Source organism: Flavobacterium subsaxonicum WB 4.1-42 = DSM 21790 (genome assembly GCF_000422725.1).
GTDB lineage: Bacteria > Bacteroidota > Bacteroidia > Flavobacteriales > Flavobacteriaceae > Flavobacterium > Flavobacterium subsaxonicum.
This window is the reverse complement of the sequence record NZ_AUGP01000017.1, coordinates 516,053-541,985: the sequence shown is the minus strand read 5'-3', so window position 1 is coordinate 541,985 and position 25,933 is coordinate 516,053. Positions and strand designations below refer to the sequence as shown.

Sequence of the window (25,933 nt, the reverse complement as noted above, 5' to 3'; positions counted from 1 at the left end):
AAGCCTACAAAAGTAATAAAATTAATGTTTAAAATGACGGGTGCCGGTAAATACCATAGCCACGTTGTTTTCATTACAATAGTTAATGCTTAATTCGTCTTTAATAGAACCTCCGGGCTGTATAACTGCTGTAATGCCTGCTTCTTTAGCAATTTCCACGCAATCCGGGAAAGGGAAGAAAGCATCGCTGGCCATAACGGCGCCGTTAAGGTTAAAGTTAAAAGATACTGCTTTTTCTATGGCGTGCCTTAACGCGTCTACGCGAGAGGTTTGCCCGGTGCCCGATGCAAAAAGTTGCTTGTTTTTAGCAAACACTATTGTGTTACTTTTAGTGTGCTTGCAAATTTTAGAGGCAAAAAGCAGGTCTTCCACTTCTTGTTCAGTAGGTGATGTAACCGTAACGGTGGTAAGGTGCTCTTTATTGTCTGTAATATTATCTTTATCTTGAACCAATAAACCGTTAAGGCATGTACGTACTTGTTTTTCAGGCAATGCCACCTCGTGCTGTACTAAAATAATCCTGTTCTTTTTTTCCTGAAGTATGGCGGCAGCCTCATCATCGTAAGACGGGGCAATAACCACTTCGCAAAACAGTTTGTTTATTTCTTCGGCAGCAGCCTTATCTATAGCAACGTTAGAAATTAATACACCACCAAAGGCCGATGTCGGGTCGCCCGCAAGAGCATCTAAGTAAGCGTCTTTAACGGTTTCCCTTGTAGCAATACCGCAGGCATTGTTGTGTTTAAGGATGGCAAAAGTGGGTCCGTCGGCTTTAAATTCGCCAATCAGGTTTACGGCAGCATCTACATCAAGAAGGTTGTTGTAAGATAGCTCTTTTCCGTGAAGTTTGGTAAACATTTTTTCGAAATCCCCAAAAAAGAAACCTTTCTGGTGCGGATTCTCGCCGTAACGCAATACCTGGCCGTTGCTAACGCTCTCTTTAAAGAATGTTTCGTCGGTATTAAAGTAGTTAAAAATGGCAGTATCGTAATGAGAAGAGGTGTGAAATGCCCTTGTGGCAAACAGTTTGCGCTCTTCTATAGTAGTTGCGCCGTTGTTGTTGGTATAGGTTTCTAAAAACAGGGCATAATCATCTACAGATGCTACTATAACCGTGTCTTTAAAGTTTTTGGCCGCTGCACGAATTAACGATATGCCGCCTATATCTATTTTTTCTATAATATCTGCCTCAGAAGCTCCAGAAGCTACCGTTTTTTCGAAAGGGTAAAGGTCTACAATAACCAGGTCTATCTGTGGTATGTCAAACTCCTTCATTTGCTGTACGTCCTGCTCGTTGTCCTGGCGGTTTAAGATGCCACCAAATACTTTAGGGTGAAGTGTTTTTACCCTGCCACCCAGTATAGATGGGTAAGAGGTTACATCTTCTACAGGTACTACCGGTATGCCCAGGTCTTTAATAAACGTTTCGGTACCGCCCGTAGAATAAAGGGTTACACCTTGCGCGTGAAGCGCTTTAACAATTGGCTCAAGGCCATCTTTGCTGAATACGGATATTAATGCTGATGTTATGGTTTTTGTACTGCTCATTTGTTGTGTGTTTAATAAAGGTGCAAAAGTAATTATTGTATAGCTAACATTCAAAAGCAGAAGACGCTATTTTTAAATTATTTAAAATTTTTATGCCATAAGGTTTCAGTATTTTAAAAAAATGCTCAATTTTACGGTTACCAATACCAATTTAGCCATGCTGTTATACCTGCGCCTGCTTAAAGAAAGTTTTACTTTTGCCATGAGTGCCCTTATTAATAATAAGTTGCGCACGTTTTTATCGCTGTTAGGGGTTACTATTGGTATCTTTTCTATTATTGCGGTGCTGGCTGCGGTAGACTCGTTGGATAGAAAAATTCGCGAAGACCTTAATAAGGTAGATAAAAACACCATGTACCTTAAACGGTTTTCTTTCGCACCAAGCGAAATTCCGCGCTGGAAAATGGAGCAGTTTCCTGATGTTACATTTGATGAATACCAGGCGCTGAAAAATTCGGTTAGCACATCGCAGTATATGGCGTTCCAGATATTTACAAAAAGCGAGGTGATACGCTACGAAAATAAATCGGCCAGCGATGTAAATATGGTTCCGGTGTCGTATGAATTTGCCGATATACAGGCTGTAAAAATTGCCCAGGGCAGGTTTTACAACGAATCTGAATCGAACGCCGGTACCGCAGTTGTGGTTTTAGGCTACGAAATTGCTCAGACGCTTTTTGGCGATGATAACGCGCTGGAGAAAAAAGTACGCATCTACGGCCAGCGTTTTACCGTTATTGGCGTGTTAGAAAAGCAGGGATCGGCCTCTATGGGTATGCCAAGCAACGATACATCGGCCATGGTACCCGTTAATTTTATACGCAGGGTGTACGGCGACCATAACGATTTTATGACGCCCATTATCATCATCAAGCCTTTTACAGGTGGCGATGCCGAGGAGACCAAAGCCGAGGTAACCCAGAAATTGCGCCAAATTCGTGGTATTAAGGCCGGGCAGGGCGATAATTTTATGATTGACATTATATCATCTTTTACCGAATTTATAGACGAAATTGTTGGTGTTATGAATTTAGTAGGGTGGATTATTGCCGGGTTTTCGCTTCTGGTGGGTGGGTTTGGTATTGCCAATATTATGTTTGTGTCGGTTAAAGAACGTACCGGCCTTATTGGTATACAAAAATCGTTAGGGGCTAAGAACAGGTTTATACTTATGCAGTTTTTGTTCGAGGCTGTTATACTCTCGCTTTTTGGTGGTGCTATAGGCATTTTAATGGTTTGGGGCATTGCCGCCATTGCCACTGCCGCGCTTGACTTCGAATTTATACTGAGCTTTAGCAACATTATGCTGGGCACCAGCCTTTCTATTGGCATTGGTATTATTGCGGGTATATTGCCGGCAATATCGGCTGCTAAATTAGATCCGGTTGAGGCGATAAGGAGCGGGATGTAAACTCCAAGTTTGCAGTATTCAGTCGCAGTTGGCAGTTGTTTGACAGTAGCCGCGTTGGATGCATCTGATGTAATGTGTTTCCATACTGTAATCGTTCGCGTCATTGCGGTCGAAGTGCGGCAATCTGATGTAATACTACATTGTCATGAGTCGATTATTAATAACAAATTGATATGGAAAAAATACATCTTGTAATTTTAATTGTACTGTTTTTGCCCTTTTACTTTAGCTTTAAAAAGGATAAAGCAGTTGATTCGAGGGCTATTCAGCAGATAGATATTACTGGATCTTGGGGAATGTGCAAAAGAAAGTCAGGAGATAGTTTTATAACCGGTAATATTTGCAATACATTTAATTTTAAGGCAGATGGTACCGGAGCATTATTTTTAGGAGATCTGCATGGTACACTAATTTGTAACTTCAAATGGAAAAGTGATGGTACGATAATATGGTTTTCGTTCGCATCAAAAAAAGAAGAAGAATCATCGATTATGAATAGCAAGACAGAGTATAGTTTACTTAGATATTATACCGAAGATGGAGAGTATTTAGAAATTACATCTAATAATGGTGAAAATGTAATGTATTTAGCCCGCAACAGACCTGAGTAAATTATAATCCGTATCAACAACAAAACATAGTTTTATTCTAAAAATTACCGTTTCTCCGGAGCTTGCTCAATAATATAATCCATTAGCGAAAATTGGTGTAATTTGGAAGGTAAAACAAAAAAATCCCGCTATTGCGGGATCTCTATATTATCGTACAGGTTGATTTAAAATTAAATCCAGGTAAAGGTTAACCTTATCCTTAAGCTCTTTACGCGGTGTTATAAAATCAAGAAAACCATGCTCCATAACAAACTCTGCGGTCTGGAAACCTTCAGGCAGTTCTTTACCGGTAGTGTCTTTAACAACACGCGGGCCGGCAAAGCCAATTAGTGCTCCCGGCTCTGATATGTTAATATCGCCAAGCATAGCATACGATGCCGTTGTACCACCCGTTGTAGGGTCTGTACACAACGATATGTACGGTATTTTAGCATCGGCAAGCTGTGCCAGTTTAGCCGATGTTTTAGCCAGCTGCATTAGCGAGTAGGCTGCCTCCATCATACGGGCGCCACCTGATTTTGATATCATTAAAAACGGAACCTTGTTTTTAATAGAATAATCTATACCTCGGGCAATTTTTTCGCCTACCACAGCCCCCATAGAACCGCCAATAAAGGCAAAGTCCATACAGGCAATAACAAGTTCCTTACCTTTAGATTTGCCCACAGCGGTGCGCACGGCATCTTTAAGTTTGGTTTTTTCCATGGCATCTTTAAGCCTGTCGTCGTACTTTTTAGTATCAACAAACTTAAGGGTATCCTTAGATGTAATGTTAGGGTTAAGCTCGGTATACTCGTTGTCGTCAAAAAGTATTTTAAAGTACTCTTTGCTGCCAATCCTTACGTGGTAGCCATCTTCGGGACTAACATAAAAATTTCTGGCAAGCTCTTCTGCATCAACAATTTTACCTGTAGGAGATTTGTACCAAAGGCCTTTAGGTACATCTTTTTTATCTTCGGTTGGTGTTTGTATCCCTTTTTCTGTTCTTTTAAACCAAGCCATATTTTTTCTGATTAAAAAGTTGTTGGTTGTTAGTTGTTGGAAATCCATTAACTAACAACCAATAACCAATAACTATAAAGTGTTAACGTTGTTAAGGTCGGCAAATGCCTGCTCAAGCCTTGTATTAAAGGTAACCTCGCCTTCGCGAACCCATTTACGCGGGTCGTAGTGTTTTTTGTTTGGAGATTCAGCACCGTCCGGGCTGCCAATCTGAGTTCTTAGGTACTCAATATTGTTAACCATATAATCGCGGATACCTTCGGTAAATGCAAACTGTAAGTCGGTATCAATGTTCATTTTAACCACACCATAAGAAATAGCTTCTTTAATTTCTTCCGGAGTTGAACCCGATCCACCGTGGAAAACAAAATCTACAGGGTTAGGACCCGTGTTGAATTTTTGCTGAACGTACTCCTGAGAGTTTTTAAGGATTTTTGGTGTAAGTTTTACGTTACCCGGTTTGTATACACCGTGTACGTTACCAAAAGCAGCAGCAATAGTAAATTTATCAGATACTGCGCTTAGTGCCTCATAAAATTCGGCAACTTCTTCCGGCTGTGTGTATAGTTTAGAGCTGTCAACATCGCTGTTATCAACACCATCTTCTTCACCACCTGTAATACCAAGCTCGATCTCAAGGGTCATGCCCAGTTTGCTCATCCTTTTAAGGTACTCAACACAAATTTCGATGTTTTCGTGAAGAGGCTCTTCAGAAAGGTCAAGCATGTGCGAGCTGAATAAAGATTTACCTGTTTCGGCAAAATGTTTTTCGCTTGCATCTAATAAACCATCTACCCAGGGTAAAAGTTTTTTAGCGCAATGGTCTGTATGTAATATAACAGTAGCTCCATAAGCTTCTGCAAGTGTGTGTATGTGTTTAGCTCCGGCAATAGCTCCAAGAATTGCTGCGCGCTGGCCATCGTTATTCAGGCTTTTACCAGCATTAAAAATAGAACCACCGTTAGAGAACTGGATAATAACAGGTGCGTTAAGTTTTGCAGCAGTTTCTAAAACACCGTTAATAGTGTTAGAACCGGTTACATTTACTGCAGGAAGTGCAAAGCCTTTTTCTTTGGCATAATTAAATATTTCCTGTACCTGGTCTCCGGTTGCTACACCGGGCTTAATATTATGAGCCATTAGTTAATGTTTTAAAAATTAATTCACAAAAATAGTATTTTAAATTTAGAACGGATAATTAATACCAACATTTAAAACACTGTTAGAAAAATTATACTCCCTAAACCATCTGTTACCCTCCGGATTGCCCGGATTGTAAGTCTTAAAGCCCACATCAAAACGAACCACAAAAAAGTTAAAATCGTACCTAAAACCTATACCGGTACCAAAGGCAAGATCTTCGAAAGAGCTAAAGCCGTTAAAGGTGTAAGCGGGATCGGTTTCCTGGTCGAACACGTTCCAGATGTTGCCTAAATCGCCAAAAATAGCACCATTAAGCTTGCCGAATATATTAAAGCGCAACTCTGCGCTATAGGCCATTTTTAAGTTGGCCTCGTTAAAATCGTTTAGGCCACCGCTGCGGCCCGGGCCAAGGCTGTACGATTGCCACGCCCTGTTATCGTTACTACCGCCGCCAAAATAACTACGTGTAAACGGTATAGAGTTAGAGTTGCCATACGGTACGGCAAGGCCAAAAAAGGCACGCATGGCCAGTACCTTCTGGCGGCCAAGGTCAAAGTGCTTAATAAAATCAAGCTCTCCTTTTATGTATTGCGAATACTGCACGTTAAAAACGCTGCGGGCGCCCACGTCTATACCTTTGTTCTCTTTTAAAGATCCACCTAATAACGATAATAGCGCACCGGCACTTTCTACTTTAGTTTTAAAGATAAAGAAAGTGTTATCGGTTAAATTTTCGCGCGTGGTGGTGGTGTAGGTAAAGTTAGAGGCAAAAATAAGGTTGTTCTCTGTAAGGCGTTGGCGTCGCTCTTCTATACGCGCAATGGCCTGCTTGTCGTCGGCAGTAATGGGGCTTGGCAGGGCATTGTTGGCAACATCGGTAATAAACGATGTTGTGCCTTGCTCTATAATTAATTCTTGTGGATTTTCCGGTTCAAAATACTGCGCCGGGGCGTTGTATTTAATGGCAAATTCGTTAAGCGCATTGTAAGACGATGTATATACATTAAAATAATTACCCGCATTTACGTTACGAATGTACTGTATGTTTAAAAGGTCCAGCTTAGCGGTGTGGCGGTTACGCAGCGGGGTCCAGTTATAGCTAAGGATACCGGTAAAATTTTCTTTATCCAAACCAATGTTTCGCTGCCTGCCCAAGCCCACACTTAATATGGTAGAGGGTATCATGTTCTTGGGGATAACCCGCTCTGTATTGAAGGGGAAGAATATCCTTGGGAAGGTAATCTTGGCATCGGCACCGTACTCAAGGATGTTGAAAAAGGCGTTGTCTTTTATGGCCACGTCGCGAGACGAACCTATGTTGCCACGCGTGGATATTTCTAAAATCTCGGCTCCCCTGAAGATATTCCGGATGGAAACCCCAAGGCTACCCTGAATACCGAAATCCTGAATATTGGAGTGCAAAAAATCTGCCGATACGTTGAATCGGAACTTTTTACGCGGGTTAAGATAAATGTTGGTTATAAGCGACTGCCCCGATACATCGGTACTGTCTTCTACATACTGTATGGTAGGGTAGTTAAATACTTTTAAGTTGGTTAAGCCACGCGATGTTAATACACGCCTAAAATCGGCGTAAGTACTTCCGGGGGCTATAAAAACGGCATCGGTAAGGGCTTTTGGCCTGTAGTTAAGCTTGCCGGTGCTAAATAGCCTGAACCCGTTGTAGCTAACGCTGTCTATACTTTGGTCGGCACTGGTGGGGTTTTGGGTATAGATGTTTACCTGGCTAATTTTATACAGCTTAAACGGACGTATAAAGGTGGAATCGCCCTGGCGCACCGACTCGTTATCGATTACAATATCTACATTGGCTTTGTAGTCGGTATTAACTGTATCTACCACATAGCTTACGTTATTCTGCTGAAAGGTATAGGCACCACGATTCCTGAAGTAGGTGGTTATCCTGTCGCGCTCGCCGGTAAAATCGGCCTCGTTATATTGTTTGCCTTTCTTAATCATGGCATCGGCCTTAGAGGTATTGTAAAGGCTGTCTAAAACCGGGGTTTCTATAGAGGTGCTAATGCTGTCTACAATATACGGCTTACCGGTATCTACAGTATAATGCACTATAGCCCTTTTGTTTTCTAAAGTATCTACGGTGTAGGCTGTTTTAGCCCTGAAATAGCCTTTTTTGTAGTAGTAGGCATACAGGCGGTTACGGCTCTTTTTTACACGGGCAAGGTCTACCAGCACGGGTGGTTCGCCGGTTTTTTTTAAAAAGTTGCTAAATCCGCTTACTATAAAAGAGTTGCCAAGGCGCTGCACCTGCTTTTCAGATAAAAGGCTTTGCATAAACTCGTGCCTGCCCGGTTTGCGCTCAAGCCACGCGTGATACGAGGAATCGGCATTTGGGGTGGCAAGGTTAAACAAATGCAGCCTAACGTGGTAGCCCAGTATATTGGTATTGGGCAGCTGGTACATTTGCGCGTTGTGGTCGTCGTCGTTTTTATCTTCGCCGTTTACCGTAATATCATTCTTTTCTAACAGGTGTTTGTTTTCCGGCACCCTTTTTACAAGGGAGCAGGAATAGAAAACCAGGCCTAATAGTAAAATTAGTGCTATTTTTGTTGTTATATTTCTCAAAACGGTGATGCCGGATAGTAATTCAAAAATACATTTTTTATGGTTAGCAAAAACCAAATTAAAACAATAACGGGCCTACAGCAAAAAAAATACAGAAAGCAGCACAAATTGTTTTTTGCCGAAGGGATAAAGGTAGTACAGGAATTACTGAATTCCAATTTTGAATTACACCATTTATATGCCACAACGGCCAACCTGTTTGCCGGCCTGCCCAACCATAAAGTTAGCATAATTACCGATGATGAGCTAAAAAAAATCAGTGCATTAACAACTCCGCAATCGTGCCTGGCGCTTTTTACCATGCCCGATGAAAAACCGCTAACCACAACGGGACTAATTGTTGCCCTTGATGATGTGCGCGACCCCGGTAACCTGGGTACTATTATAAGGCTGTGCGACTGGTTTGGTGTCGATCAGTTGGTGTGTTCTGCAGAATGTGTAGATGTGTATAATCCTAAAGTGGTACAGGCTACTATGGGGTCTTTAACCCGTGTTAATGTGGTGTATACTAACCTGAAAGAGTATTTGGCTACAGCCGAAACCCCTGTTTTTGGTACTTTTATGGACGGACAAAACATTTACAAACAAGAACTTCCGCAAAACGGAATTATAGTTTTAGGAAACGAGGCTAATGGTATTAGTGCCGAAATTGAGGCGCTATCTACCAACCGAATTGCCATACCGCGCTTTGGTAATTTGCAGCAAACCGAGAGCCTTAATGTAGCCACAGCTGCTGCTATTATACTAAGCGAGTTCCGTAGAAATTTTTAATGGAAAGTAAAGTTTATAAAAACCGCACGGGTTTTCATAGCGTCGATATTGCTGGTATAAGGGCTGGCTGCGCTGTTATCGCGAATTAGCTCATCGTCTAAACCAAATACCCCACGAATGGATGGCGAGAATTTAAAATACTCAAAGTAAAGGTCGATACCCACACCCAACTCGTAGTTGTTGGTCCAGGTTTTCATCCTGAAACGCTGGCCGGTCATGTTATCATCTTTAACCTTCTCGTTACTGTCCAAATTCCATGAACGCGAAACACCTGCCAATAGGTACGGCTTAATGTTGCCGGTACGCTTAGCTGAAAATTTTAGCAATAACGGAAAATGGATATAAGTAGATTTTACTTCTCTCAGGTATTCAGACTCCCTTATAAGGGTAGGGTCGTTAAAGGTAAGGTTTCGCTGCGTGTAGTACAGGCCCGGCTCAAAACGCAGGTCTAAAAACTCGAACAGGCGCAGGTTACCCACAAGGCCCACGTTAAAGCCGGTTACGGTTTTGGCAACAATATCGGCAGTAGGGTTGGTTTTATAATCAAACTTAAAGTCGTAGCTGTTAAAACCAAGGTAGTAACCCCAGTGTACACGCTGCTTATCAAAGTTTTCCATATTAATAATAGGGTCCTTTCCAAAAACGTTGGTGCCAAACTGAGCATGGCTGCAAAGTCCTGAAAACAGGAATATAAATAAAAGCAATTTCTTCATCTTATTGTTTTGAAGCTGAGTAAATAGTGGCTGCACCAAAAGTTTGGGGCATATCTTTAACCTCTATAAACCCAATTTTGCGCAAAATATTGTTTAGTTTTTCGCCATAAGGAAAAATAGAAGCCGATTCGCTAAGATAAACATAGGCTTCGCGGTCTTTAGAGAACAATCTGCCAATTAAAGGCAGCAGGTAACTGTGTAATTTATAACCTTGCTTAAAAGGGAATTTTGTAGGTACCGATGTTTCTAAAATTACAAAAATACCGCCCGGTTTAAGCACACGCAGTATTTCGGCAAGGCCTTTTTCCAGGGTTTCAAAATTACGTATGCCAAATGCAACAGTAATGGCATCAAAGTAGCTGTCGGCAAAAGGCAGCTTCTCGCTATCGCCATATACAAGTTGAACGCGGCCATCCAAACCTTTATCCATAACTTTTTTGCGGCCAACTTCCATCATGCCTTCGCTAATATCGGCACCAATAATTTCGCGTGCGTTGGTGGCCGACATTAATATGGCAAGGTCTCCGGTGCCGGTAGCAATATCTAATATGGTATCGGGGTTTTTTGCAGCAACAAGCTTAAGTACTTTTTTGCGCCATTTAATATCTATACCAAAGGTCATTACGCGGTTTAAGCCATCGTAATTGCCAGATATATTATCAAACATTTGGGCTACCTGCTCTTTTTTGCCTAAGCCAGAATCTTTATAAGGGGTTATATTTTGCGACATTACACTAATTTACGCAACAAAGATAAAATAAGTTTTTGTTAATAGCGCGTTATAATTCGTTGGCTTGTTTTAAAGCCTGCAATTCGAGTTCAGGAGATATTCTGAAATTTGTACTCTTAATACTATTTAATATAGGCTTAATGCTTGGTAGTATTCCGTTTAATTTAGCCTTGATGATAATTCCTATTGTACCCATTATTGTGAGCCCTAAACGCAATGCTACCTTACGAGCTTTAAAATCATCAAGTATTATTGTACTATCCTTAATTTCTAAAGCTAATGCAATAGCGCTGGATTCTCCTTTGTCAATTTGAAGCTCAAGTATTTGTTGGCGAAGTTTATCGAAAACTGTTTCAATAATTAACCATTCAGGAAGTGGTTCTCCAAATTCATCAGCTATTTCCTGGGTGGTAATAACTCGTTTATATAATTTTTCTAACAAATCGAGCTCGCCAATTTTTGAGAGTATAATAAGGCAACTTGTGTCAGATATAATGGTTTTATGCATTTGCTATATCACTTGCTAAGTCTGTAGCAGGAAAATTAAAAACAGAAACATCGTATTTTTCGAGCAATTCTGTAAAAGCACGCTTAGTTAGGCCAGCAAGCTGAGCGGCCTGGCCTAACGATAATTTACCCTGCTCGTACATTTTAGATGCGGCAGTCATTATAAACTCATTATTGTCTATATCTAAATTATCGGGTATGTTAACTGTAATTGTTTTCATAAAATCAAATATACAAAAAAGATATTACTCCCCTCCATCAAAAATATTTCGCTTTTGCCTATAGTGCCTACTCCCGCTCCCAGGTTTCAAATATAAACTCATACGCATGCTTTTCATCTTTATCATGAAAAACACTTTCGGTAAGGTTCCATTCGTCAGAATCAATTTCAGGGAAATAAGCATCTGCCTCCGGGCTTATGCCCAGCACGCGGGTAAGCTCTATTTTATCGGCCATGTTGATAGATTGTTTGTAAATTTCGCCACCGCCAATAATAAAAACCTCCTGGTTTTGTGGGCAGGCAGCAAGGGCTTCGTTTAAACTGTTTACAATAGTGCAGCCCTCGTAAGTATAATCGGGCTGGCGCGTAATAACCACGTTGGTGCGGTTGGGCAGCGGCCCATTCATGCTCTCTAACGTTTTGCGGCCCATAATTATATGGTGGCCGGTGGTTAGCTGTTTAAAGCGTTTAAAATCGTCGGGCAGGCGCCATATCATCTGGTTGTCTTTGCCAAGGGCATTGTTTTCTGCGGCGGCAGCAATAAGGGTAAGGGTCATTATTTATACGGCTTGGGAATTATCGTTCTCTAATTTTTTTTCGAGCTGCTCTATACGGCGTTCCTGGCGGGCTACCAGCATGGCTATCTGGTCGCGTTCCCAGGTTTTGTTTATAAAGCTCTCTATTACAAATATTTTAATAAAGTGAAGTATAAATACAAACGCCCATGCGGTTATAGCCCAAAGGTACCAGTCGTCTTGCGGGTCTACGTCTAAGATCTTATTTATAATGTAAAAAAAGACACTGCTTACAAAGAACAATATAAAATGAAGGTAAACGCGTTTTTTTTGCTTTACCCTTTTACGAGCATATTCATAAAGTTCCTGTTGATTTTTTTCCATACTACTATTATTGCGGAAATAAAGTTATGAAAAAATAACGATGCTTTAAAAACTTTTACTTTACATTAATAGTTATAGGCAGTTTATAGGCGATAGTGATAGGTATGCCTTTAATCCTGGTAGGTGTAAGCCGGGGTAGCTTGGTCATGGCAGTTAGTATCCCTTTATGAAACTTTTCTTCTCCACCCTCTATATTCTCTACCTGTACTTTGCCTGTGGTATCTATGTAAAAATTAACAATCATTCGAAATTGCAGGGGGCCATCTACTTCAGGCATCCTGTAATTTTTCATGATCAAATTATACATTTTTTCTGTAGAGCAGCTAACACCATCGGTGTGGTCTGATTTTTCGCATCCGGGATAGATGGATTCCTCATCGGGCTTTATATAGTCTGGTTTAATGTTGCGCTCTTTGAGGTCTAAATTATCGGCTACGTAATAGTTTTTAGAAATAGTATCGCGCAATAAAGTAACATTAATAAAAAATGCATTTCGCCTTTTTTCGACAGGACTATCTTTTTGGGTAAATGCCGGCAGGTTGTCTATATAATTCTGAATACGCTTGGTTAGCAGATAGCTTGGCGTTTTTATTTGTGTATGTTCTTTAATTACAACACCATTGGCATCAAGTATAAATACCGCAGATACACTAAAATAAGGTTTGGAAGTTTCCAGCAGTGTGCTAATAACATCTTCGTCTATTAAATCGAGTACAGCATTTTCTAATGCGTTGTTAGTGCATTGGTAAGGGGTCTCGTTTGTGGCACATTCTGCAAATATATTATTTGGTAATTTATTTTGGGCAAAAGCCGATAGCTGTACACAAAGGCACAGTAATAGAAGGGTAAATTTCATAGATAGGTTTTAAACCGCTACTGCGCCTTTTATGTGTGGGTGCGGATCGTAATTTTCTAATGTAAAATCTTCAAATTTAAAGTCGAAGATGTTTTTAACTTCGGGGTTTAAAATCATTTTAGGCAGTGGGCGTGGCTCGCGGCTTAGTTGCAGTTCCAACTGCTCCATGTGGTTGTTGTAAATGTGTGCATCGCCAAAGGTGTGAATAAAATCTCCGGCCTCGTAACCGCATACCTGTGCTATCATTAAAGTAAGCAGGGCATAAGATGCAATGTTAAACGGAACGCCCAAAAATATATCGGCACTGCGCTGGTACAGCTGGCACGATAGTTTGCCGTTTGCTACATAAAACTGAAAGAATGCATGGCATGGGGGCAGGGCAACGTTACCTTCGGCCACGTTATCGGCAAAAGATTTAGAGTTGTCCGGCAGTACGCGCGGATTCCAGGCGCTAACCAGCATACGGCGGCTGTTGGGGTTGGTTTTAAGGGTTTCTATAAGCTCTGTAATCTGGTCGATCTCGCGGCTGTCCCAGTTGCGCCACTGCGCACCGTAAACCGGACCCAGGTTGCCGTTTTCATCGGCCCACTCGTCCCATATCTTAACACCATTATCGTTAAGGTATTTAATATTGGTGTCGCCGTTTAAAAACCAAAGCAGCTCGTATATAATAGACTTTAAGTGCAATTTTTTAGTGGTAACCATTGGGAAACCCTCGCTTAAATCAAAACGCATCTGGTAGCCAAACACACTTTTAGTACCGGTGCCGGTACGGTCGCCTTTTTGGTTGCCGTGCTCTAATACATGTTTAACGAGGTCTAAATACTGCTTCATTTTTTATATTGAAAAATTGAAAAATTGAAAAATTGAAAATTTCCTGCAAGGTATAAAATTACAAAAATTATAGATGTGTTGTTAGATACGTTTTATCCGCAAGTTATCCACATAAAAAAAGCCACACCTTTTAGCAAGGTATGGCTCATCTTTAAATATTTAAATTTTCAATTTTTAAATTGGAGGAATTAACTTTCTCGTTTCGATATTTCGTCGCGAATTTTTGCTGCTTTTTCGTAGTCTTCGTTTTGCACGGCGCCTTCCAGCAGTTCGTGCAGCTCCTGAAGGCTGTACTGCGTGTACCCTTCTCCGGAAACGGTAGTCTCGGTATCGGCATCAAAGGTTTGGGTTGGCCCAAGTACATCGTCATGGTTAATACCTTCTTCGCCTTGTTCGGGGTTTATTTTAAGGTAAATGCCGGCTTTGTCCAGTATATTTTTATAGGTAAAAATTGGGGCGTTAAAGCGCAGGGCAAGTGCAATAGCATCGCTGGTGCGTGCATCTATAATTTCCTCAATGCGGTCGCGTTCGCAAATAATGCTCGAAAAAAACACGCCATCAACCAGCTTGTGGATAATAACCTGCTTAACCACAATATCAAAGCGGTCGGCAAAATTTTTAAATAGGTCGTGCGTAAGCGGCCTGGGAGGTTTTATTTCTTTCTCCAGGGCAATGGCAATGGACTGGGCTTCAAAAGCACCAATAACAATGGGTAGTTTTCGTTCACCGTCCACTTCATTAAGTATCAGGGCATAGGCTCCGTTTTGCGTCTGGCTGTACGAAATGCCCTTAATATTAAGTTTTACTAAGCTCATGTTTGGTCTTTCCTGTGTACAAAAAAAAGGCTATCGGGCAAAGATATAACTATCCTTATCCGATAGCCCTTAGATGGGCACAATTTAAAATAAAATTATGAGTTTTGAGCCTTAAACGCTTTAATTTTTTCAGTCAGTTTAGGAACAATATCAAACGCATCGCCAACAACACCATAGTCGGCCACTTTAAAGAACGGCGCTTCGGGGTCGGCATTAATAACCACTTTTACTTTGCTTGAGTTAATACCGGCAATGTGCTGTATGGCTCCGGATATACCCACGGCAATATACAGGTTAGCAGCAACCGGTTTACCCGTTTGGCCAACGTGTTCGCTATGAGGTCTCCAGCCAAGGTCGGACACCGGTTTAGAGCAGGCCGTTGCAGCGCCAAAGGCAGCAGCAAGGTCTTCTATAATACCCCAGTTTTCAGGGCCTTTAAGTCCGCGGCCGCCGGATACTACCACTTCGGCATCGGCAATGGTAACTTTGCCTGTAACTTTTTCAGACGATTCTACCTTAATAGTAAAGTCGCTGTCGTTTAAAGACGGTGCAAAATCTTCCTGAGAAAGGCTTGAAGCCGATTCTACCAATCCGAATGAGTTTTTGCCAATGGCAAGCACTTTTACATCGCTGCTAATCTCGGTAACCACAAACGCCTTGTTAGAGAACGCATGCCTTTTTACCTGGAATGGTGAAAGGCTTTGCGGCAGCCCAACCACGTTACTTGCGTAGCCGGCCTCAAGGCCTACGGCTACAAGCGGTGCAATGTAAAGGCTATCGGTATTAGAAGAGAATAATATAATTTTAGCCGACTCTTTAGCGGCTGCCTGCTTAATAACATCGGCGTATGCCTTAGCGTTGAACGACTTTAATTTATCTGTAGTAACGTTAAGTGCCTTGTCTACACCATAAGCGGCAAGGGCAGAAGCATCTGCAACGTTAATAGTTACCGCAGTAACCGTTGTGCCGTTTTGTTCGGCTATTTTTTTAGCGTAAGAAGCAAGCTCAAACGCTGTCTTTTTAAATTTACCTTCTGCTGATTCAGCATATATTAGGATTGACATTTTTCTGATTTTTTAATTTACCAATTGAACAATTTTTAAATGTACCAATTAGAGCTTCCGCTATGCAATTGTTACATTAATCAATTAATGTATTGCTACATTAAAAGCATTATATAACTTTCGCTTCGTTATGCAACAGGTTAACAAGCTCGTCTAAGTTATCAGGGCTAATAAGCTTAACCGCGCTTTTAGGGGCAGGTTTTTCAAATTTAACCGATTTAGTACTGCTTTCTGCACCAACGGGCTCTACTATAGTAAGTGCCTTAGTCCTGGCCTGCATAATACCGCGCATGTTAGGTATCCTTAAATCTTTTTCTTCAACAAGGCCTTTTTGGCCGGCAATAACCAAAGGCAGTTTAGTGCTAAGGGTTTCTTTACCACCATCAATTTCCCTAACCGCTTTGGCATCGGTTCCGGTAACATCAAGCGTAATACAGCCGTTTACAAAATCATATCCTAATAAGCCTGCAAGCATACCCGGCACCATAGCGCCGTTATAGTCTAACGATTCTTTACCGGCAATAACCAGGTCGTAACCGCCGTTTTTAACCACTTCGGCCAATTGTTTAGCAACAAAAAAACCATCGGTAGGGGCAGCGTTTACACGAATAGCTTCGTCTGCACCAATAGCAAGTGCTTTGCGCAGTGTAGCTTCGGCATCGGTACCGCCTACGTTTACTACCGTTACGGTAGCACCCGCCTGCTCTTTAAACCAGATAGCGCGTGTAAGGCCAAATTCATCATTAGGGTTAATTACAAACTGAACACCGTTAGCGTCAAACTCGCTGTCGCCATTGGTAAAGTTAATTTTTGCAGTAGTATCAGGCACATGGCTGATGCAGACTAATATTTTCATTATTTATAGAGATTATAACGTTTGAATTATTTTAATACAACGAAGTTAACAAATAATTTTAAATAAAAAACTATGCATGCATATTAAATATCATTTTTATGAAAAAAAGTATTTAAAAATGCATGTATCATAATTAAATCATTCAATTATGGCTGTTTGATGTATTATTAACAGTAAATTTATAAAAATATAAAGTTTGCATTACCCGGCTGATATAGTATGTTATTCGGCTTTAATTTCCTGTCCGCCTTTAAGGGTGTTGTAAGCCTGGGCAAGCTCATACATCTGTTCGCTTTTAAAATCGCCGTTTTCAATCCGCGCCACAAGAGTGGGTTCATCGTTAAAATAACGCCTGGCAAATTTTTTAAACCGCTTCTCGGTACCCAGCACCGTTGCCCCAAATGCCATCGAGGTAATAATGGTAGCAAAGTCTTCGTTGGGGCGTTTAAATAATAATGGTATCTCTGCCCAGGTGCCGCCTGTGCTTCCTGCGTCCAAAATCATATCGCCATCTTTATTAATAGAATAGCTTAAGGCCTTATTAAGGTATTTAATAGATGATGTTTGGTATTTAACAAACATCCATAGTTTTTTCTCATATACTTTTTCACCATCATCGCCCCTAAATTCCCTGAATGTACTTCGCTCAAACAAAAACTGATTGCCATTTTTAGTGGTATAAACAATTTGATAGATATCATCATTTTTATGGTTGGTTGCTTTTCCTTTTTGGCCTGCCTTAATTCTTACGCTACTGTTTAAAGTAGTGTTTTTGGGAAGCTCTGCATAACCTTCGGTAGTCTTGCCGTTGGTAAATACAACTTTTGCCGGATAAAATGTTTGAGAGTAAGCGGTAAGTGCAATAAAAAATGTTAGCAGTGTTAGCAAATGTTTCATGGTTACGGTGTTTGTTAATTAAATGGTAATTGTAAACTTAATAATTTGATTTTAAATTCAGTAAAAATGTTAATTTTTTTTAAAATATTAATTCAGGAAGCCTGCGTGTGGATAAATATATAGGTGTAAGTGTTACGAAATTGTTTGCGTAACCCAAAAAATGTGTAGTACGCATTAATTTTAGTTTTGCTATATAAAAAATAGGTTATAATGATTTTAAATTTTTATTTTTGCCATTCATTTAATACGCGAAATACAATTACATGAGAACTATACAATTTAGGGAAGCTGTTTGCGAAGCCATGAGCGAAGAAATGCGCCGTGACGAAGCTATATATTTAATGGGCGAAGAAGTTGCCGAGTACAACGGAGCCTACAAAGCCTCTAAAGGCATGCTGGACGAGTTTGGTGCAAAAAGGGTTATAGATACTCCAATTGCCGAGCTTGGTTTTGCAGGTATTGCAGTAGGTAGTGCCATGAACGGCAACAGGCCTATTGTTGAATTTATGACATTTAACTTTGCCCTTGTGGGTATAGACCAAATAATAAACAATGCAGCTAAAATTCGCCAGATGTCTGCCGGCCAGTTTAACTGCCCAATCGTTTTCCGTGGCCCAACGGCTTCTGCCGGCCAGTTAGGTGCAACGCACTCTCAGGCTTTCGAAAACTGGTATGCCAACATACCGGGCCTTAAAGTAGTGGTACCGTCTAACGTGTACGACTGTAAAGGTTTATTAAAATCGGCTATTAGAGATAACGACCCGGTTATCTTTATGGAATCTGAGCAAATGTATGGCGACAAAGGCGAGGTGCCTGAAGGAGAATACACTATTCCGCTTGGTGTTGCCGATGTTAAACGCGAAGGTAAAGATGTTACCATTGTATCTTTTGGTAAAATTCTTAAAGAAGCGTTTATTGCTGCCGATGAATTAGAGAAAGAAGGCATTAGCTGCGAGATTATAGATTTAAGAACTATACGCCCAATGGATCACGATACCATCTTAAACTCGGTTAAAAAAACGAACAGGCTGGTAATATTAGAAGAGGCATGGCCTTTTGGCAGTATCTCGTCTGAAATTACTTATATAGTACAGGAAAGGGCTTTTGATTACCTTGATGCACCTATACAAAGAATTACAACTGCAGATACCCCGGCTCCTTATTCTCCGGCGCTGTTAAAAGAATGGTTGCCAAATGCAGGCGACGTTGTTAAAGCAGTAAAAAAAGTTTTATATAAAGCATAATTTGTTAATTGTCTCTAAGGCAAATAACAATATGTACAAATAAAAAAATATTGAACTATATTTGAAACTTCATCATACTAAATGATGAAGTTTTTTGTTTAAGGCTATTATGACAAGAAGATTACTGTTGCTTATCGGGTTCTTTTTTATCCTGGTAGGATCCGCTTTTGCACAAACTAAGGTGAGTGGCGTTGTATTGGATGACACTAAAGCACCCATACCTTACGTAAATGTGTATTTTAAGGGTACTAACGAAGGTGTTATAACCGATGAAAACGGTAAATTTTACCTGGAGTCGCAAACCACTTATACAGACCTTACCATATCTTTTGTTGGCTTTGCCCCAAAAGAACTTCACTTAGATAAACCGGTTACGTATGATATTAAAGTTACCCTCTCTGAAGCGAACGAACTTAAAGAGGTAGTGCTGTATTCCGGTAAAACATCAAAAAAAAATAACCCTGCTATAGATATACTGCGCAAAATATGGGAACGCCGCCGCAAAAACGGCCTTAACATGTTTAAGCAATATGAGTACGATAAATACGAAAAGGTAGAATTTGACCTTAATACCATAGACAGCACCATGATTAAAAGCAAGCTGTTTAAGGGTATGGAGTTTATATTCGACCAGGTAGATACCAGCAACGTTACCGGTAAAACCTACCTGCCCATATTTATTAACGAGGCGCTAAGCAACGTATATGGCGATAATGTGGCCAGCCGCAAAAAAGAGGTTACCAAAGCCAATAAATCATCAGGGTTTGATAACAACCAGCAAATTATTGCCTTTATAAAAGACTTGTATGTTGAGTATAATATTTACGACAACTACCTTAAGTTTTTTGATAAAGATTTTGTTAGTCCGCTGTCGCGCACGGGTATCAATGTGTATAACTATGTGCTTACTGATAGTTCGTACATAGACAATAAGTGGTGCTACAACATAGTATTCTATCCTCGCCGTAAGGCAGAGCTTACCTTTAAGGGTAACTTTTGGGTTAACGATACTACCTGGGCCATTAAAAAGATAGCAATGTCGGCCAGTAAGAGTGCCAACATTAACTGGGTTAAAGATATTTACATAGAGCAGGAGTTTGATGTGCTTAACGATTCGGTTTTCTTACTGAAGCGCGACCACATGATGACCGACTTTGCCCTTAAGAAAAAAGAAGACTCTAAAGGGGTGTACGGTAAGCGTACTACCTTGTTCAGGGATTATAAATTCGATAAGCCTAAGCCTGCCGAATTTTATACCGCCGACGTTAACTTTAATGATGAGGCCATTTACCAAAAGTCGGAAGAGTATTGGGAAGAGAACCGCTTTGAGTCGCTTAATAAAGATGAGCGGGGTGTGTATAAAATGCTCGACACCCTAAAAACGGTACCGCGCTTCAGGCATTTGTACGACCTTGTGGCAACGCTGGGCAGTGGCTATTACCAAATGGATCATTTTGATTATGGTCCTATATTTTCCACCTTTGGCTATAACCCTGTAGAGGGGCTAAGGCTGCGTACCGGTGGGCGTACTTACTTTGGGCAAAACGACCCCTGGAGGCTGGAAGGCTACACGGCCTACGGCTTTAAAGACAACCAGTTTAAGTACGGTATATCGGGTAAGTGGATGGTTAATAAAAAAAACCGTATAATACTACAGGGCGGTAACCGTCGCGATATAGAGCAAATTGGCGTAAGCCTTACCGCCACCAGCGATGTGTTGGGGCGTAGCTTTGCATCGTCATCGTTATTTTCCAGTGGTAGTAACAATAAGCTAACGAGCATTAACTTTAGTACCTTCTCGGCAGAAATAGAGCCGGTAAAAAACCTTGTGTTCCGTACCAGTTTTAACTACCGTACGCTAAAGGCGGCATCGCCCTTGTTTAGTTTAGACTATTACTTAGACCCGGCCGACCATTCTAAAGGTGTTAACGGCTTTATAAAGCAGTATGAGTACGGCTTTATGATAGACTACACACCCAAACGCCGCACCATTGGCTATGGCGTAGAGCGCAGCGATGTTGATTATAATTACACCCGCCTGTTCTTAAACTTCTCGCAAGGGGTAAAAGGTATATTTGGCAGCGATTTTGATTATGAGAAACTTCAGTTCTATTACCGCCAACCTGTGCTTGTAGGGGGCTTTGGCCGCCTGTTTGCTACCTTTGAGGCGGGTAAGATATTTGGCGCCGTACCGCTTGGGCTAATGGGTGTTATACCGGGTAACCAGAGTTACTTTTCTATAGAGAACACTTATAATCTATTAGACTACTACGAATTTGTGGCCGACCAATACGTGTCGCTTCACCTGGAGCATAATTTTAACGGCAGGCTATTCTCGCGCATACCGGGGGTTAGAAACCTAAACCTGCGCGAAATTATAGGTATAAAAGGGGTTATGGGTAATGTATCTAACGCTAACATTAACCTTAATGCCTCTAACCTTGTATACCGCTCTCCCGAAGATTTATATTGGGAGTACCATGCCGGTATAGGTAATATCTTTAAGGTATTCAGGATCGATTTTGCCTGGAGGGGCAGCTATCTTGATGTTCCGGGAGCCAATAAGTTTGCGGTAAAAGGCTCTTTCGGGTTTTATTTTTAACAGTACTAACATTTTTTACATAACTTTACTACTGCTTGCTGTACAACAGTATAGCCTGTGTTTTAATGCAGATAAGGTAAGTATAATTTTGTAAATCTGCATGCTAAAAAAATAAAAAATCTTACATTTAAAAAATGTATTTTCGTACAAATATTCTCAAGCACCTTTTATGAAAAGCAAATTTGTATTCGTTTTTTTTGTGTTACTGCTTATAGCCTGTAAAAAGGAGGCACCGGCAGGGCATAGCGGCAAATATCCGGAAATTGTGGTTGCTACAGCTAATGGCGATGCTTTTGCCGTGGCCAACGATAGTATTATAAAACCGGAGTGGGAAAAAGTGCTTAATAAAAACAGTACCGGTAAAACCATCATGGTTTTAGAGGTTGTAAAGGGCAAAACCGAGGGTGGCGCAAAAGACTTTTATATGCTTATTGCAAAATGTAATGATGGGCAAACTTCTATAGCGGCATTACTGGAAAAACAAGGCAACGAATTATACTTTGATAAAAGTAATCCTCAAACTATAATTTGCTCCGGAAATTGCAGCGGCGGATGCCTTCCGGTTGCTAAAAATGATGAGACGGGTACCTATCTTGTGTGCTCTGCCTGTGATAATTGCACTAAAACTGAGCATTCATTAAATTTTTCAGGCCACTCAAATAATTAACATTTTGTTTGCGTGTTTTTTGTAAGGCTTGCCTTAATTTAGTATCATAATCATCTAACAAAAAATATTATGAAAAAAACTATCCTTAAAAGCCTTGCCGGCTTGTTTACCATCTTACTAATGGTAAGCTGCAGCACAGAAGAAACATCTGTAATGCCGGACGAAAACGCGGCGGTAACAACATCGGCAGCCCCATCATCTAATCAATTAACAGCGCGTGGTAGTTTTTGGAGCGGAAAAATTGCAGAGATCGATGCTAATGGCAATGCCCAGTTTGTAATCAATCCACAGCTTATAATAGACGATTTTGAGGCGCAGCTACGTGATAAGGGTGCCTTTACAGATCTTACATCTGTAGTTATAGAAAAGCAGGCAGCTGATAACGATCCGTCTGATGTAGGTTATATTGTTATAGCAACCGATGGCAATGGTTTTTCTATGGGTACCATTTTAGAGCGTACCGGCTATAGCCTGAGCGATGGCGACGGAACTACAGTGGGCTGCAGGGGCTGTGTAGATGGCTGCAACCTGCGTTACCTTTTGGTAGACGGCCATAAATTTCCGTATTGCCGCGAAGGTAATTGCGGAGCCGACTGTGTAAGAGAGGATTAAACTGCTGAATAAAAGATATTTACTAAAGCCTTCTTATAAAGAAGGCTTTTTTATTTGCTGTTGGCGCAACCGTTTTCGTAGTTATATTTATGTAAACTCCCTGTTTTACTGCTGTTTTTAATGTGGCAAACTTTTGCATGGCATTTTTTTTATACTATTTTTGCACGATAACAAAAAACTATTAAAATGTCTGCAGCAAAACTAAAAACTTTTGATGTACTTATAGAGATACCCAAAGGTAGCAGGAATAAATACGAATACGATTTTAAGCTTAAAAAAATACGTTACGACAGGATGCTTTTCTCGTCTATGATGTACCCTGCCGATTATGGTTTTATACCTGAAACTCTTGCACTTGACGGCGACCCGTTAGATGTACTTGTTTTGGTTACAGAGCCTACTTTTCCTGGTTGCGTTATGGAGGTAAAGCCAATTGGTGTTTTCCACATGGCAGATGAAAAAGGCCCGGATGAAAAAGTGGTTTGCGTACCGGTTTCAGATCCTATCTGGAACAAGTTAAACAACCTTGACGAGCTTAACCCACACCTTTTAAAAGAAATTGAGCACTTTTTCCAGGTGTACAAAGATCTTGAGAACAAAAAAGTTGATGTTGGCGGATGGGGCGATGTTACCGAGGCTCGTGCTATTATAGACGAGTGCGTAGATCGTTTTGAAGCGCTTACTGATAAGCCAGAAGAACTTTTCAGCATCAGATAAGAAAACACTGTTTTCCATAAAATATAAAAAAAGCAATATTCTGTAAAGGGTATTGCTTTTTTTGGTTGCATTTTTTATTATATTTACAATAGGTTCATAATCAAACCTGTAAATCACAACCAAACCAACCTCATTTTATGGAATCGATAATTATTTATGTTCCGGCCGTTATGGCCGTGCTGGGGCTGCTCTTTATGGCAGTTAAACGATCTTGGGTGTTAAAACAGGATGCCGGAGACGGTAAGATGAAAGAAATTTCAGATTACATATACGAAGGTGCCCTTGCCTTTTTAAAGGCAGAATATAAATTGCTTGCCATTTTTGTTGTTATAGCCAGTATTGCCCTTGCAATAATTGCTTATTTAGTGCCTACCACACACATGCTTATTGTTGTTGCCTTTATTTGTGGTGCCTTTTTCTCGGCACTGGCAGGCAACATGGGCATGAAGATAGCTACCAAAACAAACGTGCGCACCACTCAGGCTGCGCGTACCAGCCTTCCGCAGGCCTTAAAAGTATCTTTTAGCGGCGGCACGGTAATGGGCCTTGGCGTTGCCGGCCTTGCCGTTTTGGGGCTTACGGCCTTTTTTATATTTTTCTTTCACTATTTTATGAATGGCCAATGGGCTGCCGCCGAATTTGAAGGTGTTTTAAAAACGCCGGGCGAACTGATGACAATTGTGCTGGAAACCCTGGCGGGCTTTTCGCTGGGGGCAGAGTCTATCGCACTTTTTGCCCGTGTGGGTGGCGGTATTTATACCAAAGCTGCCGATGTTGGGGCCGACTTAGTGGGTAAGGTGGAAGCCGGTATACCGGAAGACGACCCACGCAACCCCGCCACCATTGCCGATAACGTAGGCGATAATGTGGGGGATGTTGCAGGTATGGGTGCCGACCTGTTTGGGTCGTACGTGGCTACCGTTCTTGCGGCTATGGTACTGGGCAATTATGTGCTTAGGGATATTATTGCCGATAACCCCAATTTTACCGATAAGTTTGGAGGCATAGGCCCCATATTACTTCCAATGGCAATTGCCGGTTTCGGGATACTGTTCTCTATAATAGGTACTTTTTTAGTGAGTATTAAAGACAATAACGCTAAGGAGAACGAAGTTCAGGCCGCGCTAAACCGTGGCAACTGGGTGTCGATTATCCTTGTGGCAATATCATCGTACTTTTTGGTTACGCACCTACTGCCGGAAAGCATGAAAATGCAGTTTTATGGTGAAGCGGTTAAAGATATATCATCGTTACGCGTATTCTATGCCTCGCTTGTGGGCCTGGTAGTGGGTGGAGTTATCTCATCGGTAACCGAATATTATACCGGGCTGGGTAAAAAACCTATCCTGGCCATCGTACAAAAATCAAGCACCGGGGCGGGTACCAATATTATTGCAGGCCTTGCTACGGGCATGGTGTCTACGTTTCCAACAATACTGCTGTTTGCAGCAGCTATATGGTCGTCTTACGCTTTTGCAGGCTTTTATGGCGTGGCAATGGCGGCAAGTGCCATGATGGCTACTACGGCTATGCAATTGGCTATAGATGCCTTTGGACCCATATCTGACAATGCCGGCGGTATTGCCGAAATGAGCGAACTGCCTAAAGAGGTGCGCACCCGTACCGATATTTTAGATTCGGTTGGTAACACCACGGCGGCAACAGGCAAGGGCTTTGCTATAGCATCGGCGGCGTTAACATCGCTTGCCCTATTCGCGGCGTATGTAACTTTTACAGGTATCGACGGTATCAACATATTTAAGGCACCCGTACTTGCCATGCTGTTTGTAGGGGGTATGGTGCCTGTGGTGTTCTCGGCCTTAGCCATGAACTCTGTTGGTAAAGCAGCTATGGATATGGTGTATGAGGTTAGGAGGCAGTTTAGGGAAATACCCGGCATTATGGAGGGTACCGGCAAGCCGGAATACGGCAAGTGCGTAGAGATATCTACCAAGGCCGCCCTGCGCGAAATGATGCTTCCGGGGTTATTGACTATTGGTTTCCCTATAGCTATTGTGTTGCTGGGTATGCTTATTTATTCTGACAACCATGCGCTGGTAGCCGAAATGCTGGGTGGCTATATGGCGGGTGTAACGGTATCTGGCGTGTTGTGGGCTATTTTCCAGAACAATGCCGGTGGTGCGTGGGATAACGCTAAGAAATCGTTCGAAGCCGGGGTGATGATAAACGGCGAGATGACCTATAAGGGGTCTGACGCGCACAAGGCTGCCGTTACCGGCGATACGGTTGGCGATCCGTTTAAAGATACCTCGGGCCCGTCTATGAATATCCTTATCAAGCTAACCTGCCTTATAGGGCTGGTAATTGCGCCTATACTGGGCGGCCATACCGAAGGTGCTGTTAGCGAAGCAGGAACTACTACACAACAGCAGGAGCAAACCATTACCCGCGAGCCGGTTTTGGTAGGCCAGGAAGAAACTGAAGACATTAGTGTAGACAAGCAGGTTGATGCCAACGGTAACGTTACGGCAACGGTTACAATTTCGACCAAGACAAGTTCTGAAGAAGTAAAGACCGAAGAGAAAATTTTTAAAGGATCGGCTACCGAAGTCGACGCCCAAATTGAAGCTCTAAAAACTAAAAAATAAA

25 protein-coding genes are annotated in these 25,933 nt (G+C 41.5%); 9 read left to right on the top strand and 16 right to left on the bottom strand.

Going from position 1 to position 25,933, the window contains the following annotated elements:
* Positions 1-21: 21 nt before the first annotated feature.
* Positions 22-1,548 (bottom strand): bifunctional phosphoribosylaminoimidazolecarboxamide formyltransferase/IMP cyclohydrolase, encoded by a 1,527-nt coding sequence (purH, locus tag G509_RS0105330; RefSeq protein ID WP_026990582.1) that lies wholly within the window; start codon positions 1,546-1,548, stop codon positions 22-24.
* A gap of 157 nt (positions 1,549-1,705) precedes the next feature.
* On the opposite strand from purH, the gene G509_RS0105325 reads away from it, so the two are divergent.
* Both G509_RS0105325 and G509_RS0105320 read left to right on the top strand, forming a co-directional pair.
* A complete protein-coding gene (locus G509_RS0105325) occupies positions 1,706-2,959 on the top strand; it encodes an ABC transporter permease (protein ID WP_026990581.1) in 1,254 nt (417 codons plus the stop codon).
* Between the two features lie 173 nt (positions 2,960-3,132).
* Entirely contained in the window at positions 3,133-3,570 is a 438-nt protein-coding gene (locus G509_RS0105320) for a hypothetical protein (RefSeq protein ID WP_026990580.1), read from the top strand.
* 147 nt (positions 3,571-3,717) lie between these two features.
* On the opposite strand, the gene accD is transcribed toward G509_RS0105320, so the two are convergent.
* From accD to tamL, 3 genes are all read right to left on the bottom strand, one after another.
* Positions 3,718-4,572 (bottom strand): acetyl-CoA carboxylase, carboxyltransferase subunit beta, encoded by an 855-nt coding sequence (gene accD / locus G509_RS0105315; RefSeq protein ID WP_026990579.1) that lies wholly within the window; start codon positions 4,570-4,572, stop codon positions 3,718-3,720.
* Between the two features lie 72 nt (positions 4,573-4,644).
* Complete coding sequence (fbaA, locus tag G509_RS0105310) at positions 4,645-5,712, bottom strand: class II fructose-bisphosphate aldolase (RefSeq protein WP_026990578.1); 1,068 nt, start codon at positions 5,710-5,712, stop codon at positions 4,645-4,647.
* 45 nt (positions 5,713-5,757) lie between these two features.
* Positions 5,758-8,319, bottom strand: coding sequence for a translocation and assembly module lipoprotein TamL (tamL, locus tag G509_RS0105305; RefSeq protein WP_026990577.1), 2,562 nt, complete (start codon positions 8,317-8,319; stop codon positions 5,758-5,760).
* A 39-nt stretch (positions 8,320-8,358) separates the two neighbouring features.
* On the opposite strand from tamL, the gene G509_RS0105300 reads away from it, so the two are divergent.
* Positions 8,359-9,090 carry a TrmH family RNA methyltransferase gene (locus tag G509_RS0105300; protein ID WP_026990576.1) on the top strand — a complete coding sequence of 244 codons (732 nt, stop codon included), beginning with the start codon at positions 8,359-8,361 and terminating at the stop codon, positions 9,088-9,090.
* Here G509_RS0105300 and porT read toward each other — a convergent pair.
* The 12 genes from porT to G509_RS0105240 all read right to left on the bottom strand — a co-directional run bounded on the left by porT (position 9,087) and on the right by G509_RS0105240 (position 17,481).
* Complete coding sequence (gene porT / locus G509_RS0105295) at positions 9,087-9,803, bottom strand: type IX secretion/gliding motility protein PorT/SprT (RefSeq protein WP_026990575.1); 717 nt, start codon at positions 9,801-9,803, stop codon at positions 9,087-9,089. The two genes, G509_RS0105300 and porT, sit on opposite strands and share 4 nt — an antisense overlap.
* 1 nt (position 9,804) lies before the next feature.
* Positions 9,805-10,533, bottom strand: coding sequence for a bifunctional demethylmenaquinone methyltransferase/2-methoxy-6-polyprenyl-1,4-benzoquinol methylase UbiE (gene ubiE, locus G509_RS0105290; protein ID WP_026990574.1), 729 nt, complete (start codon positions 10,531-10,533; stop codon positions 9,805-9,807).
* A 49-nt stretch (positions 10,534-10,582) separates the two neighbouring features.
* A complete protein-coding gene (locus tag G509_RS0105285) occupies positions 10,583-11,041 on the bottom strand; it encodes a PIN domain-containing protein (protein ID WP_026990573.1) in 459 nt (152 codons plus the stop codon).
* The gene (locus G509_RS0105280) at positions 11,034-11,261 is read right to left on the bottom strand and encodes a UPF0175 family protein (protein ID WP_026990572.1); all 228 of its coding nucleotides are present in this window, start codon (positions 11,259-11,261) and stop codon (positions 11,034-11,036) included. Before G509_RS0105280 ends, G509_RS0105285 begins: the two co-directional genes overlap by 8 nt.
* A 67-nt stretch (positions 11,262-11,328) precedes the next feature.
* A complete protein-coding gene (locus G509_RS0105275) occupies positions 11,329-11,817 on the bottom strand; it encodes a dihydrofolate reductase (RefSeq protein WP_026990571.1) in 489 nt (162 codons plus the stop codon).
* A 3-nt stretch (positions 11,818-11,820) separates the two neighbouring features.
* A complete protein-coding gene (locus G509_RS0105270; protein WP_026990570.1) occupies positions 11,821-12,159 on the bottom strand; it encodes a 2TM domain-containing protein in 339 nt (112 codons plus the stop codon).
* Between the two features lie 55 nt (positions 12,160-12,214).
* Positions 12,215-13,015, bottom strand: coding sequence for a hypothetical protein (locus tag G509_RS0105265; RefSeq protein ID WP_026990569.1), 801 nt, complete (start codon positions 13,013-13,015; stop codon positions 12,215-12,217).
* A gap of 9 nt (positions 13,016-13,024) precedes the next feature.
* Positions 13,025-13,849: a thymidylate synthase gene (locus tag G509_RS0105260; protein WP_026990568.1), complete on the bottom strand. Its 825-nt coding sequence runs from the start codon at positions 13,847-13,849 to the stop codon at positions 13,025-13,027.
* A 188-nt stretch (positions 13,850-14,037) separates the two neighbouring features.
* Positions 14,038-14,664: a bifunctional nuclease family protein gene (locus G509_RS0105255; RefSeq protein ID WP_026990567.1), complete on the bottom strand. Its 627-nt coding sequence runs from the start codon at positions 14,662-14,664 to the stop codon at positions 14,038-14,040.
* Between the two features lie 95 nt (positions 14,665-14,759).
* Positions 14,760-15,728 carry an electron transfer flavoprotein subunit alpha/FixB family protein gene (locus G509_RS0105250; RefSeq protein WP_026990566.1) on the bottom strand — a complete coding sequence of 323 codons (969 nt, stop codon included), beginning with the start codon at positions 15,726-15,728 and terminating at the stop codon, positions 14,760-14,762.
* A 109-nt stretch (positions 15,729-15,837) separates the two neighbouring features.
* Positions 15,838-16,584, bottom strand: coding sequence for an electron transfer flavoprotein subunit beta/FixA family protein (locus G509_RS0105245; protein WP_026990565.1), 747 nt, complete (start codon positions 16,582-16,584; stop codon positions 15,838-15,840).
* A gap of 222 nt (positions 16,585-16,806) precedes the next feature.
* Entirely contained in the window at positions 16,807-17,481 is a 675-nt protein-coding gene (locus G509_RS0105240) for a hypothetical protein (RefSeq protein WP_026990564.1), read from the bottom strand.
* 263 nt (positions 17,482-17,744) lie between these two features.
* Between G509_RS0105240 and G509_RS0105235 the strand changes: the two genes are divergently transcribed.
* From G509_RS0105235 to G509_RS0105200, 6 genes are all read left to right on the top strand, one after another.
* Positions 17,745-18,725 (top strand): pyruvate dehydrogenase complex E1 component subunit beta, encoded by a 981-nt coding sequence (locus G509_RS0105235; RefSeq protein ID WP_026990563.1) that lies wholly within the window; start codon positions 17,745-17,747, stop codon positions 18,723-18,725.
* Positions 18,726-18,834: 109 nt separating this feature from the next.
* The gene (locus G509_RS0105230) at positions 18,835-21,327 is read left to right on the top strand and encodes a DUF5686 and carboxypeptidase-like regulatory domain-containing protein (protein ID WP_026990562.1); all 2,493 of its coding nucleotides are present in this window, start codon (positions 18,835-18,837) and stop codon (positions 21,325-21,327) included.
* 169 nt (positions 21,328-21,496) lie between these two features.
* On the top strand, positions 21,497-21,994 hold the full coding sequence (locus G509_RS0105220; protein ID WP_026990561.1) for a hypothetical protein: 498 nt from the start codon (positions 21,497-21,499) through the stop codon (positions 21,992-21,994).
* 69 nt (positions 21,995-22,063) lie between these two features.
* Positions 22,064-22,606: a hypothetical protein gene (locus G509_RS0105215; protein WP_026990560.1), complete on the top strand. Its 543-nt coding sequence runs from the start codon at positions 22,064-22,066 to the stop codon at positions 22,604-22,606.
* Between the two features lie 186 nt (positions 22,607-22,792).
* Complete coding sequence (locus G509_RS0105205) at positions 22,793-23,323, top strand: inorganic diphosphatase (protein WP_026990559.1); 531 nt, start codon at positions 22,793-22,795, stop codon at positions 23,321-23,323.
* A gap of 137 nt (positions 23,324-23,460) precedes the next feature.
* Positions 23,461-25,932, top strand: a complete 2,472-nt coding sequence (locus G509_RS0105200; protein ID WP_026990558.1) for a sodium-translocating pyrophosphatase — start codon at positions 23,461-23,463, stop codon at positions 25,930-25,932.
* Position 25,933 lies beyond the last annotated feature (1 nt).